Source organism: Enterococcus sp. RIT-PI-f (assembly GCF_001297065.1).
In the GTDB taxonomy this organism is placed as follows: domain Bacteria; phylum Bacillota; class Bacilli; order Lactobacillales; family Enterococcaceae; genus Enterococcus_D.
Genome location: NZ_LHOX01000022.1, coordinates 30,694 through 44,138, shown reverse-complemented (window position 1 = coordinate 44,138; position 13,445 = coordinate 30,694). Strand labels below are relative to the sequence as shown.

10 protein-coding genes are annotated in these 13,445 nt (G+C 40.1%); 7 read left to right on the top strand and 3 right to left on the bottom strand.

Features of this window, described 5'->3' with window-relative positions; genetic code table 11:
* Nucleotides 1-60: 60 nt before the first annotated feature.
* The 5 genes from AEQ18_RS14580 (at nucleotide 61) to AEQ18_RS14560 (ending at nucleotide 5,515) form a co-directional block, all read left to right on the top strand.
* Nucleotides 61-1,932 carry a beta-glucoside-specific PTS transporter subunit IIABC gene (locus AEQ18_RS14580; RefSeq protein WP_054117089.1) on the top strand — a complete coding sequence of 624 codons (1,872 nt, stop codon included), beginning with the start codon at nucleotides 61-63 and terminating at the stop codon, nucleotides 1,930-1,932.
* Complete coding sequence (locus AEQ18_RS14575) at nucleotides 1,929-3,371, top strand: glycoside hydrolase family 1 protein (RefSeq protein WP_054117088.1); 1,443 nt, start codon at nucleotides 1,929-1,931, stop codon at nucleotides 3,369-3,371. Before AEQ18_RS14580 ends, AEQ18_RS14575 begins: the two co-directional genes overlap by 4 nt.
* Nucleotide 3,372: 1 nt before the next feature.
* Complete coding sequence (locus tag AEQ18_RS14570; protein WP_054117087.1) at nucleotides 3,373-4,833, top strand: glycoside hydrolase family 1 protein; 1,461 nt, start codon at nucleotides 3,373-3,375, stop codon at nucleotides 4,831-4,833.
* Between the two features lie 196 nt (nucleotides 4,834-5,029).
* Nucleotides 5,030-5,230 carry a cold-shock protein gene (locus AEQ18_RS14565; RefSeq protein ID WP_054117086.1) on the top strand — a complete coding sequence of 67 codons (201 nt, stop codon included), beginning with the start codon at nucleotides 5,030-5,032 and terminating at the stop codon, nucleotides 5,228-5,230.
* A gap of 66 nt (nucleotides 5,231-5,296) precedes the next feature.
* Nucleotides 5,297-5,515 (top strand): hypothetical protein, encoded by a 219-nt coding sequence (locus tag AEQ18_RS14560; RefSeq protein WP_054117085.1) that lies wholly within the window; start codon nucleotides 5,297-5,299, stop codon nucleotides 5,513-5,515.
* A gap of 309 nt (nucleotides 5,516-5,824) precedes the next feature.
* Here AEQ18_RS14560 and AEQ18_RS14555 read toward each other — a convergent pair whose 3' ends face one another.
* Nucleotides 5,825-7,171: a metallophosphoesterase gene (locus AEQ18_RS14555; protein ID WP_235505561.1), complete on the bottom strand. Its 1,347-nt coding sequence runs from the start codon at nucleotides 7,169-7,171 to the stop codon at nucleotides 5,825-5,827.
* A gap of 454 nt (nucleotides 7,172-7,625) precedes the next feature.
* Here AEQ18_RS14555 and AEQ18_RS14550 point away from each other — a divergent pair, with 454 nt between their 5' ends.
* Nucleotides 7,626-8,996 (top strand): CHAP domain-containing protein, encoded by a 1,371-nt coding sequence (locus tag AEQ18_RS14550; RefSeq protein WP_054117083.1) that lies wholly within the window; start codon nucleotides 7,626-7,628, stop codon nucleotides 8,994-8,996.
* Nucleotides 8,997-9,016: 20 nt separating this feature from the next.
* Here the strand turns inward: AEQ18_RS14550 and AEQ18_RS14545 are convergent, their stop codons facing one another.
* Complete coding sequence (locus tag AEQ18_RS14545) at nucleotides 9,017-11,179, bottom strand: HelD family protein (RefSeq protein WP_054117082.1); 2,163 nt, start codon at nucleotides 11,177-11,179, stop codon at nucleotides 9,017-9,019.
* Between the two features lie 192 nt (nucleotides 11,180-11,371).
* Here AEQ18_RS14545 and AEQ18_RS14540 point away from each other — a divergent pair, with 192 nt between their 5' ends.
* Nucleotides 11,372-12,406 (top strand): oxidoreductase, encoded by a 1,035-nt coding sequence (locus tag AEQ18_RS14540; protein WP_054117081.1) that lies wholly within the window; start codon nucleotides 11,372-11,374, stop codon nucleotides 12,404-12,406.
* A gap of 285 nt (nucleotides 12,407-12,691) precedes the next feature.
* On the opposite strand, the gene AEQ18_RS14535 is transcribed toward AEQ18_RS14540, so the two are convergent.
* On the bottom strand, nucleotides 12,692-13,432 hold the full coding sequence (locus AEQ18_RS14535; RefSeq protein WP_054117080.1) for a GntR family transcriptional regulator: 741 nt from the start codon (nucleotides 13,430-13,432) through the stop codon (nucleotides 12,692-12,694).
* Between the last annotated feature and the right edge of the window lie 13 nt (nucleotides 13,433-13,445).

Below are 13,445 nucleotides of genomic sequence, written 5' to 3'. Positions count from 1 at the left end.
CTTTAGACAGAAACTCTGCTATATTGTGTACATAAAGCGCTTTATAATTTGAAAATAGGAGTGAGTCATTTGGCAAAAGATTATTCAAAACTTGCTGATGAAATTATAGCACAGGTTGGTGGAGAGCAAAATATAGTGAGTCTATATCACTGTATTACGAGATTGCGTTTTAAATTAAAAGATGTCGATGTGGCTAGACAACACAAAGAATCGATTCAACAACTGGATGGGGTCTTATCTGTCATTGAAGGCAATGGACAATTTCAAGTAGTCATTGGCAACCATGTGGCAGATGTCTTCCAAACTATAATGAAGAAATATACGATACAAAATGCCTTAGAAAGTGAAACAACCGATGAGGAGACAGAAAATCAAGGGAATCTGTTTGTTCGCTTTTTCAATGTCTTATCCGCAATTTTTAATCCAATCATTGTTGCACTTGCCGGGGCTGGGATGTTGAAAGCATTGTTGGTCGTTTTTACAACCTATCACTTGATGGACGCAGAAGGTAGTACGTATAAAATTTTAGCAGCAGCTGGAAATAGTGTTTTTTATTTCTTGCCTTTATTTTTAGCAATCAGCGCTGCGCGTATATTTAAAGCGAATATGTTCATTTCTTTGGCGATCGTGGCAGCTTTATTAGAACCCAATTTTACGGCGATGGTGACTGAGAATGGCGCAACCGTTGATTTCTTTGGGATTCCCGCAGTACTAATGGGATACTCAGGAACAGTGATTCCAGCAATCGTAGCTATTTATGTCTACAGTCAATTGGAGAAATTGTTAAAACGTGTGATTCCAAAGAGTATTGAGATCTTTGCGCTATCTTTAGTGGCGTTATTGATCATGGTTCCTTTGACTGTGCTGATTATCGGTCCGGTCGGCGTGATGTTAGGTGATGGATTAGGAAATGTCATGAATTTTATCAGTGACAAGAGTGGTTTGTTGGCAGGTGTCTTGATTGGGGGAGGTTGGACCTTCTTAGTGATGATCGGCATTCATTGGGGTGTTGTACCAATCATGGTCAACAATTTGGCGACTTACGGGTATGATACGTTACGTCCAATGATTGCTGCAGCAACTTTTGCCAGTGCAGGTGTAGCGTTAGGTGTTTTCTTACGCTCTAAGCGAAAAGATACCAAAAGTCTGGCGTTATCTTCTTTGCTGCCAGCTTTATTGGGGGGCATTACAGAACCGATTGTCTATGGGCTATCCGTTAAATTAAAGAAACCCTTGATTGCACAAGTCATTGTTGGCGCGATCGCAGGTGGATTTATGGGAATGATGCAGACCAAAGCCATCGTCTATGTATTTCCCGCGTTGACTACGCTGCCTGCATTCTTCGGCGATACGTTTGTTTATTATGTGATTGGGATTGCGGCGGCATTCTTTGGTACCGCGATCTTGACTTATATCATCGGTTTTGATGAAGCACCAGAGCAAGATTTGACTAGCGAAAGTGACGGTTTGCAAGTTGTCACACCAGTTAGTGGGGAAGTCATTACATTGGATGATGTGAAGGATGAAGTATTTTCTTCTCGCGCAATGGGGGATGGATTGGCTGTTTATCCGACGTCAGGGACCATTTTTGCACCAATTTCTGGTGAAGTCGTGACCGTATTTCCTACTGGGCACGCATTCGGCATTCAATCAAACCAAGGGACTGAAGTATTGGTCCATATTGGATTGGATACGGTAGATTTGCCGAAAGGGATTTTCAATATGACAATCAAACAGGGGGATCAGGTGATCAAGGGCCAAACGATCGGTACATTTGATCTATCTGCTATCGTCGACAAAAATTATGATCCAACCACGATGCTGGTCTTCACGAGCGAAGTGAAAGAAGACGCTTTGGCGATAGTAGACCAGAACAACAAAGAAGTGACAGCATTTGTCACCAACGATTTACTTAAAGGAGCGATATCATGAGTGTTTTTCCAAAAGATTTCCTATGGGGTGGCGCCATTGCCGCCAATCAAGCAGAAGGGGCTTATTTGGAAGATGGCAAGGGGTTAAGCGTGGCTGACATCTTGCCAGTTGGCGAAAAGAGAATCGAAAAAGTGTCGTTAGATATGGATGAAAACAACTTTTATCCGAGTCATGAAGCCATTGATTTCTACCATCGTTATCCAGAAGATATTGAGTTGTTTGCAGACATGGGCCTAAAATGTCTGCGCACATCGATTGCCTGGAGTCGTATCTTTCCGAAAGGAGATGAAACGGAACCCAACGAAGCGGGGCTGCAATTTTATGATGCGCTTTTTGATGCATTGCTGGCCAAAGGGATCGAACCAGTTGTGACACTTGCCCATTTCGAAACCCCATTGCATCTAGTCAAAGCATATGGCGGATGGAAAAATCGTGCTTTGATTGAATTTTTCGATCGTTATACAAAAGTGGTGTTTGAACGTTATCAAGGAAAAGTAAAGTACTGGATGACATTCAACGAAATCAATCATACCCATACGATTCCTTTGTTGGCCGCAGGTATTGATGTCTTCGCTTTTAACAGCGAGGAAGAAAAATTGAACGCATTGTATCAAGCGAGTCATAATATGTTTGTTGCTAGTGCCAAGGCAGTTCTAAACGGCAAAAAAGTGGATCCAGACAATCAAATTGGCTGTATGCTCTCTCTTAGTCCCATTTATCCAGCAACTTGCAACCCGCAAGATGTTTTCGAATCCTATCAACTACGCAGACGCTCGTTGTTCTATAGTGATGTACAATTGCGTGGTGCCTATCCTGAATATTTTGACCGTATTGTGGCGGACAATCAATTAACGCTAGATATCACAGATGAAGATTTGGCTTTGATCAAAGCGGGTGTGTGCGATTACCTTGGTTTTAGCTTTTATCGGAGTTCGCTACATGAAGCGGGCATGAAAATTCTTGGCAATACCGGTGGTCTTTTAGGGAAGAAAAATCCTTATTTGAAAGAGACCGCATGGGGGTGGCCAATCGATCCATTGGCACTTCGTTATGTGTGCAGTGAATTGACAGATCGTTATCAAAAACCGCTGTTTATTGTTGAAAATGGAATCGGACTAAAAGATATCGTGCAAGAAGATGGACGGATCATTGATGAGGAACGAATGATTTACTTACAAGATCATGTTGCAGCGATGGCGGAATCTATCAAGGATGGCGCCACGATCATCGGCTATACTTGGTGGGGGCCTATCGATATCGTTTCTGCAGGAACTGGCGAAATGGAAAAACGGTATGGGTTCATTTATGTGGATAAACAAAACGATGGCAGCGGTGATTTATCCCGACATAAAAAGGCAAGTTTTGATTATTACAAACAAGTGATCGAGTCAAATGGAGACCACCTAGATTATCGTGCATATGTGAAGGAGGCTGATTAATATGAAAAGTTATTTTCCAAAAGATTTCCTATGGGGCGGTGCTACAGCCGCGAACCAAGTAGAAGGCGGTTCAGATATTGATGGAAAAGGCTTATCTGTATCAGATGTCTATATTTTCGATGGCGATATGCCGAAAGAACATTGGACGGATCAATGGCACATGATGACCCATAAGCAAGTAGAGGAAGCACAAGATCCCGAAAGCAAAAAATATTATCCAAAACGACACGGGGTTGATTTCTATCATCACTTCAAAGAGGATATTCGATTATTTGCGGAGATGGGATTTAAAACGTATCGGATGTCGATTGCTTGGACCCGTATTTTTCCTAAGGGAGACGAACTTGTTCCGAATGAAGCTGGTTTAGCATTTTATGATGCTGTTTTTGATGAATGTTTGAAATATGGGATTGAGCCGCTTGTCTCCCTCTCTCATTATGAAATGCCATTGTACTTAGTCACGCATTATGGCGGATGGCCAAATCGGCAAATCATCGATTTTTATGTTCGCTTTGCCGAAACAGTGGTTGATCGTTACCGAGATAAAGTCAAATATTGGGTAACCTTCAATGAAATCAATTGCGTGAAACATCATCCTTATGTGAGTGTCGGCATCATCGAAGAAGGGCATCCACATATCGAGCAAGATAAATATCAAGGTGCACACCATCAATTCGTTGCGAGTGCCAAGGCAACTGCCTATATTCATCGCGTGATCCCTGATGCCCAAGTAGGTTGTATGATCAGTTATCAGCTGTTGACACCGTATAGCTGCGATCCCGATGATATTCAAAAAACAGTTGAGCAGCAGCGCACATCTTTATTCTTTAGCGATGTACAAGCGCGAGGCTATTATCCTGCCTATGCGAAACGCATGTTTGAAGAAAAATCTGTCATACTTGCAATAGAAGATGGAGATTTGGCAGTGATTCGTGAGAATCCCGTCGATTTTATTTCCTTTAGTTATTACATGTCCAGTGCTGTCAGCGCGCATCCTGAAAGACTTGAAAGTGCAGTTGGCAATCTGATTACAGGTGGTATCAAAAATCCTTATTTACCAAGCAGTAAATGGGGATGGCAAATTGATCCTAAAGGGTTGCGGACAGCCTTGAATCAATTATACGATCGCTATCAAAAACCACTTTTCGTTGCCGAAAATGGGTTAGGTGCAGAAGATACTTTGGCATCGGATGGCACCATCAATGATTCGTATCGTATCGATTATTTACGCCAACACATCCAGCAAATCAATGAAGCATTGCATGATGGGGTCGATGTCTTTGGGTATACAGCCTGGGGGTGTATCGATATTGTCAGTGCGTCAACGTCTCAAATGTCAAAAAGATATGGGTTTATCTATGTGGATCAAGACGATGCAGGGAATGGGACAAAAGAACGGTCTAAGAAAGCCTCATTTGATTGGTACAAAGAGGTCATTGCATCGAATGGCGCAAACCTCTAATTCATAAGAATTCCTTATCAAACACAAACCTTGCCAAAAGACCATTGCTATTTCTAGATAGGCATGTTATGATAGCTAAGTAAAGTTCTGATATGTTAATACTTGTTTATCTTTTTTTTGATACACACTTCAATTACACATCATTTTCTATTACAAAAATAAACACAGTCGATGTGTAATATGGAGGTATACGTTTATGAATAACGGTACAGTAAAATGGTTTAATGCAGATAAAGGTTTTGGATTTATTACAGGTGAAGACGGCAATGATGTATTTGCTCACTTTTCAGCTATCCAAGGCGACGGTTTCAAAACTTTAGAAGAAGGTCAAGCAGTGACTTTCGACGTTGAAGAAGGCCAACGCGGCTTACAAGCAACAAACATCGTTAAAGCGTAAATGAAACTTTAAGAGAAGATCGGAAACGATCTTCTCTTTTTTTAGTTAAAAGGAGTAAACAAACCTATGGCGAATACATATGGATTCAAAGCACCTCAGCCTTCACAGTCTGGAGGCGCATTCTCGATCGGACAAAGTATCCAATTCAGCTTTAGAGGCGAAACGCATCAAGGCCTCATTGAAAATATGTTGGAGAATACAGCAGTCATCCGCATCGTCGAGAGTCCTTCAAAAGCGATGATCAATTTTAAAACGGTCGTTCGCTATACGGAATTAGATAGCTAATCTTCTTTTGCATCCGTTGCAGCAGAGAAGATGCTTTCTTTTGTGACTTGTGTTATAATACATATACGCGACAAATATTTTTGTACCACACGTTACTTGTTTTGAAGAAATTTATTCAAACCTGGCGTAACTTCAGAGTTACAAGGATACAATAGAGGTTAGGGATTGTATCGTTTAAATGAGAAATGATTAATAGTAGTAATAGTAAGCTGCAACTTTCAACGAATAAATATTGACTCGTCAGATAGCCTTCACATGGACACATGTGAAGGCTATCGTTCATTTTAGGGCTTTTTTAGACTAGTTAGGCTAATTGGATAAGGGGATTGAGATCGTGACAGATTGATCTGGGGTTTTGTCAGTTAATAAGGAATCAGTATATTGTTTTAAGAAGTACGAGTAAGTTGTAAGCAGTTGATACGCATCAGATGATTTGATCACCTGAATTTGCTCTGCTGTGTATTGATCATGTCCAGTAAACAGTGCTTTGTTCAACGTATCAATAAAGGTACATATATCGCTGATTTGCTGATCACTCAATTCACTGACAGAACCCAGTTGTTCTCGTACCATTTCGTCGGTGCTTTTTGAGAAAACCTCCGATTGATAATTTGTATAGTTTAGTAAATTTTCATCTGTTTGTTCTGTAGATACTGCCCATGTGTTCAAATCGATCGTTTGTACTTGATAGTTGATTTGCTCTTTAGATAGTGTTAAGACACCATATCCTAAGTTCTCTGTACTATAAGAACCGGTAACGACTTCGGTCAGTGCCTGTTCTTTTTCTTCGATATCTTGAATATGGATATGGCCGGAGAAAGCCGCTGGGACATCGAATGCATCGAAGAGCGCCAGTGCCTCATCCGCATTGTCCAACACATATCCTTCCGTCAACAAATCATTGTGGGCATAAAGATTATGATGCAAAAATATCAATGGCGTTTGCCCAGCTTGCTTGGTATCTTCTAATTGGTCTTTCAACCACGCCAATGTACTTTCTTTCAGCTCTCCATTTGTTGTTGGATCATCCCAATTCACATCTGAATCATAGATACATGAATCTAATAAGAATAGGCGATAGCTGTCGTTTAAGTTGATGCTGTAGCTTAGAGAAGTTTTGTCTAGACTATTGGCTTTCTCAAACCCTTCCGCAAAAATACTTTTGAAATCGTCTGTACTCAATTGATCCGCATAGTATTCCTTGTCTTTTGCAAATGCACGGGCCCAACCATTATGGATCTCATGATTACCTGGAATGGCCAGCACCATGATGCCGGCTTCTTGTAAAGGTGCAAGCAATGTACTTAATTCTTCGGCACTGGTTTTTTCGCCATTCAGTGTCATATCACCAGTCAAAATAATGCCAGTTGGTTTATGTTTCAAAGCTTCGTCAACAAAAGCTGTAACAGATTCAGTTTGATAATGCATTTCTTTTCCAGCGGCACTTTCGGAGAATTGTTGAAATGCTTCTCCTTCATCATGCAGTGAGGCAGACAGAAAGTGAAGATCACTTAACAACCAAAACTCAGCCTGGGTATCATTGATAAGCATGTCACTTGACTTCGCTGATCGCTGTGTGAAAAAAATGCCTGTCACAAGTGCAATGATGCTCATTAAACCTAGGATCCATCCGAAGCGTTTGTTTTTTTTGAACATTTGAGGCTCCTTTTGTTTTTTATTCATTATAGAAATTGATTACTGAAATGTCACTTAAAAGGTTTATGTGTTGCTTTATCCTTGAGAGAATCAAACGATTAAAATAATGCCATTTTTTCATTACTTCTATTGTAGGTATTGCGTTTGAAGTGTTCTATTGAATATAAAAAAACGAAAAAATGACAAGTATTTTTTTCTTGGGCAAAATATAGAAAACAAGGCTTATTAAGACTGAAACATTGATTTAACAGCTTTTATGATTTGTTTTTTTTAGTGTGCATTTTACAAACATAGGATTGAAATGTTTTTGTAACATTTCCTTTATCTGTGTGTCATATGCTTATGGTAGAATTCATTTGTCGTTAAAAACGAATGTTAAACTTTCTTAGATAAGATTAAGTTTTTATAAAGACAGAATATCTGTCAATCAAAGAGCCAGTCGGAGGAAAAACGAGTGAAGAAAAGTTTGTTATCAGCATTGATGGTGTGTTCATTGACACTTACAGCCGTTGCAGCACCTAGCTTAGCATTAGCAGATACCATTGATGATCAAATCGAACAGCAAGACCAAAAGATTGATTCTTTAAAAGGTCAACAAGCTGACGCACAATCACAGATCGATTCTCTAGAAGCAGAAATTGAAACTGTGGGCGCTAAAGTCACTGCTTTAGAAGCCAAACAAGTTGAATTAGGGAATGAAGCAGAAAAGTTGCAAGACAAAATCGCGACGCTTAAATTACGCATCGCAAAACGTGAAGAAGCTATCCAAAAACAAGCACGTGACGTGCAAGTGAATGGACAAAGCACAAACTTCATTGATGCTGTACTAGAAGCAGATTCGTTAACAGACGTCATCGGACGTGTACAAGCAATGACGACGATCGTCAATGCAAACAATGATCTTGTAGAACAACAAAAACAAGACCAGCAAGACGTCGAAGACAAAGTCAAAGAAAACGAAAGCAAAATTCAAGAAGTTGCTGCAAACCAAGCAGAACTGACTGATCAAAAAAATGCGATTGCTGCGAAACAAGCAGATTTAAATGTATTGAAAGCTGATTTAGCTGCTGAACAAGCGACAGCTGAAAAAGACAAAGATGCATTGACGAAGAAAAAAGAAGAAGCAGAAGCTGAAAAAGCACGTGTGTTGAAAGAACAACAAGAAGCAGCAGCGAAAGCCAAAGCTGAAGAAGAAGCGCAAGCACAAGCTTTGAAAGAAGCCCAAGCGCAAGCAGCAGATGAAGCGGCAGCGTCAGCAGTCACTGAAACGGCTACAAGCAATTCAACAGCAAGCAGCAGCACATCAAGTGCTTCAAGCAGTACGTCAAATAGCAGCTCTTCATCGAGCAATAGTTCAACTAACAGCAGTTCTTCAAACAACAGTTCTTCAAGCAACAGCTCTGCTGGCTCATCTGATGATAGTTCTGCTTCAACAGGCAATACTTCATCAAGCGGCGGTACGGATCACTCAAGTTCAGGCAACATGTATGCCTGGGGCCAATGTACATGGTATGTGAAAAATCGTGCACCTTGGGTAGGTACTTATTGGGGCAATGGCGCACAATGGGGCGCATCTGCAGCAGCTGAAGGTTATACTGTAAATGGTACACCAGCAGCAGGCGCAGTTGTCGTATTTGCAGCTGGTCAATCAGTAGGTGGAACTTGGAATGCAAGCAGTGCTTATGGTCACGTGGCGTATGTAGAATCTTATGATGCTGCAAGCAACACGATCACAATCTCTCAAGGCGGTATGGGATTTGATTCTCCTGGCGGCCCGAATACAGCAACAATGAGTGCATCAGGTTACACGTATATCCATCGTTAATACAAATCATTTAAAAAACCTCAACGATCGTTGAGGTTTTTTTTTGCGAACATGACCAAATCACTCAAAGTCTCTTTGGATGTGATGGTCAAGGTTTCAGTGGCTCTAGAAATAGCTGTATAAAGGACACGCTGATCTAATTCTGACTGATAGTTTGCATTGTTCACGTTGTATAAAAGTACATGCGGATATTCAAGTCCCTTTGCTAAGTGAACAGGTAAGACCGTGATGATAGGGTGCAGGGCGCTAGTTGAAAGCTCGGCAGCTAAACGTGTTGCTTCAGTTTGGCTTTTCGTCAGGACGGTTAGATCAAAAGGACTTTCTGCTAAATGAGATAGCAGTTGTTCATCGTCTATATGTTCAATATAGACGATCTCTTGACCGCATGGCCGAATAGCCGTTATTGATTTTTGGCTATTTTTTGCCTGCAATGCAGCAAAACGAGCAGTAATTGTTCCACTTGACCGATAACTCTTCGTTAAATCGTACCGAAATATTGGTGAATCAGCTTGGCTAAATAACGCTTCTATTTCCTCAAATGAAATCGTCGTTTCAAAGATTGACTGGTTTTCATCTCCTATAAGCGTAAAGGCGGTTTTGGGAAATAGGAGCAGCAACAATTCTATTTGAGCTGGTGTATAATCTTGGGCTTCATCGATAAACAAATACGTCAAATCAGAAACATCCATTTTTTGTATAAATAGCTGTTGGATGATGAGATCGAGTACTTGGTAATCAATGTCTGATTCGCTAGGCTTTCCGGAAAAAGAATCACCGCTAAACTGTTGAAATAGATCAGCAGTGAAGGTTTGCTGATTGACCCAGCTCATTTTTTCGATGGCGGAAGTGACGGATGCATATTTTCTTTTTAACAAGGAAAGGGCAGCCTGTTCAATGGTTTTTGTTTGTTCATCTGGGAGTAAATGGCCAAACATTTGTTGCTGTTGTACTTCTGTTAGGGAAAGTACTTGGCTAAGAATCGTACTGTTTTTGGCATTACTTTCTAAGCGTCTGTACCACTGCGCATGTAATCTTTGTTTGACGCCTTGCAATCGTTCTTGAATAGTAGCAGTTTCGGGTGTCGACTTGTAAAGTGTCTGCATGGTTTCGATAGAAATGATTTCCTTTCCTTTATAATCAATTGGTTTAAAGGGAAGACTTATCTTTTTTGCAGGGACAGAGGCTATTTCCTTCAAAAAGGCAACAAAAGGACTTTGCCGTAGTATCTGCTTTTCTTTTGTTGGTTTTGCGAACATGGTTGAGAAAGTTTGTACTTCGGTCGATTTGAATGGCTCAGCCAACGAGCCAATGAGTTGCGTCAATGTCAAAGTGCGAGGATTTTTCTCGCCTAACGAAGGGAGTACTTGAGCAATATATTGTGTAAAACCGGTATTTGGTGACAAAATCATGACGTCATCCGATGTCAGTTGTTGTCGATAGTGATAAAGCAAAAAAGCAATCCGCTGCATGGCCACTGATGTTTTGCCGCTTCCAGCTACACCATGAACAAGAATGTTGTGATGTTTTGTATCACGAATGATTTCATTTTGTTCTGTTTGGATAGAGGCTGTGATCGCGCTCATTTCTTGCGTGTTCACTGATGCCAGCGCAGCCAAAAGGAATTCATCTTGAAGACCGATCGATGTGTCGATGATCTTTTCCAAATGATCCTCCTCGATCATAAATTGTCGTCGATGTGCAACGTGAACAGCTATAGTTTCACCATTGACTTGATAAGCGGTCAGTCCTTGATTATTCTCATAAAAAACAGCAGCGATTGGGGAGCGCCAATCGTAGATCAAGCTCTCTTTTTTTTCATCAGTGAATCCGTTGACGCCAATGTAAAATGCGTCTTCTTCTGTTTCTTCAATAAAACGCAAAGACAGTTTGCCGAAATAAGGCCGTTTGAGTAATCGTTTGATTTTATCTAATTCGTTTTGGGCCGATGCTAACAATAAATTCATTTGATCAATTTCACGATTTTTACTTTCAATTGCCGCATAGGTATCTAAGCTGTCGGTGATACTATCGAAGTTCAAGCGAATGTCGGAACCCACTTGCCGCAGATCTTGTAATTGCGCGGAGGTTTGGGTGGCAATCAAGTGTGTCAGTGCTTCTTTTTGGGCCAATAATTCTTGATACACGAATATCAAGTGTTGCTGTTCTTCCATCATTTGATTCATGCAGACACATCCTTTGGTAGAGGTATGGTTTATTATACGAGGATGCGGTAAAATTACCAGTCTATTTATTCATGGTATAATATAGTATAATAAAGATAGAAAGAGAACCTAATAGATTTGGATGCAAGCGTGTAGATGCTTGTTTTTTTTCCTGTTTTTTCATACATCTCAAGTCAATCAAGGAGTGAGTAGATGTCAAAATTATTATCCCCTGTGGAGATCCCCAAATTAACCTTAGCAAATCGCGTGGTGATGTCGCCGATGTGTATGTACGAAGTGAAGAAGGAAGATGGGGTGATCACACCGTTTCACCTCGTACATTATGGTGCACGGGCACTAAGTAAAGTTGGTCTAGTGGTGATTGAGGCAACCGCTGTTGCGCCGGACGGACGAATCACCAATCAAGATTTAGGTTTATGGAATGATCAGCAACAAAATGAATTAACCAAATTAATAGCGTTGATTCAAAGTTTTGGCAGTAAAGCAGGAATCCAGATCAGTCATGCAGGGCGTAAAGCCACAGATGCGATCACACCTCTCGCTCCTTCTGCATTAGCCTTTAGCGATACGTATCCAATGCCGCATGACATGACACTGTCAGATATCAACAATGTGCAAGAGGCATTTGTTGCTGCTTGCAAAAGAGCCGCTGCGTCTGGAGTCGATATGATTGAACTGCATGGGGCACATGGTTATTTGTTGAGTCAATTTCTCTCGCCATTGGTGAATCAACGAAAAGATCAATATGGTGGATCACTGGAAAATCGCTATCGTTTCGTGAAAGAAATCGTTGTTGCCGTACGTGCTTCATTCAAGGGCTCACTGTGGATGCGTTTATCTTTAACGGATTTTGAAGACGAAGGTCGCCAGAACTCGATTGCTGATTGGCAGCAAATTGGCCAATGGTTAGAAGCGGATGGGATCGACTGCCTAGATGTTTCTACTGGTGGATTATTGGATAAGAAACCGACGATTCCGATTTATGATGGGTACCAAGTACCCTATGCTGCGGCAATGAAGCAAGCTGTCAGTATTCCAGTAGCGGCTGTTGGCTTATTAGATAACCCAGCATTGTGCGAGCATATCCTGCAAACTGGTGAAGCCGATTTGATCTTACAAGGAAGAAGCCTGCTTAACCAGGTCAATTGGTTGGCACAAGCGGCTGTTGACTTACATGATCCGACATTTACAGCATATAATGGATCGTATCAAAGAGGGATGAAATAACTAGATAACTAATTAACCCATTCGATATGCAATGCTTTATGCATAACGAATGGGTTAATTGTGTTAATTGAATTTTTGAAAAATCTTATTTCTAATTTATATTTAATTCTAACGCATTTTTATTAGAGGGAATCATAAATGTAGAAGTAATCAAGATAAATATCACTTTAAATGCAAATTATTTTTGAATAAAAATGACTTCGCAATTTAACACCGAACAGGTTAGTCAATTTTGTTTGAAATGTATTTTCAAAATTTGTTAATTAATAAACGTGCTTGAAGGTGTTAGGCATTACCTTGTTTTCTATATAAGATAGTACCTAAAGAAAAGTGGTTAGATTTTATCCAAACTTTAGCAAACTCAATAATTTTATTACTATGCAAGTGGACAACTTGTTCCTGATATAAAATCGGACCGCCTTCTTTAATCTTAAAGTAGTTAGAAATTTCCATATCGGCAGCTACAGCAGCATATTTGGTTTCGCTAGATACTACCGTTTGCTTTGAATACTTTTCAATTATAGAAAATAAACTTTCTTTTGTAAAATCAGCATTTTCGATCTGAGGTGCATTTTCAATATTGATATTATTTTCTATAAGCATCACTGCTTCCCCATCAACTTTTCGTAATCTGCGCAAACAAAGATAAGCACTTCCTACAGAAATATCCAATTTGCTTGCTATATTCTCATCAGCATACTGAATTTTCTCTAATAAGATAATATTTTCAAAGTCTATATTATTCGCATAAAAATATTCGGAAAACGAATAAAGTCCCTCAGCTAATGGAATTTCGATATCTGTATGCACAAAAGTACCCAATCCTTGTTTTTGAACTAGATAACCTTTTTGTTGCAAACTTGAAATTGCTCTCTTCAAAGTTCCTCGACTAACACCAAGTTCTTTCATTAACTCGGGTTCTGTAGGTATTTTGGAGCCTTTAGACCAGACTTCTTTTAAAATATTTTCTTTGATTATTGCTTCAACCTGTTCATATAATGGTATTAATGAATCACGTTCTAACATTGTATACTCCTTT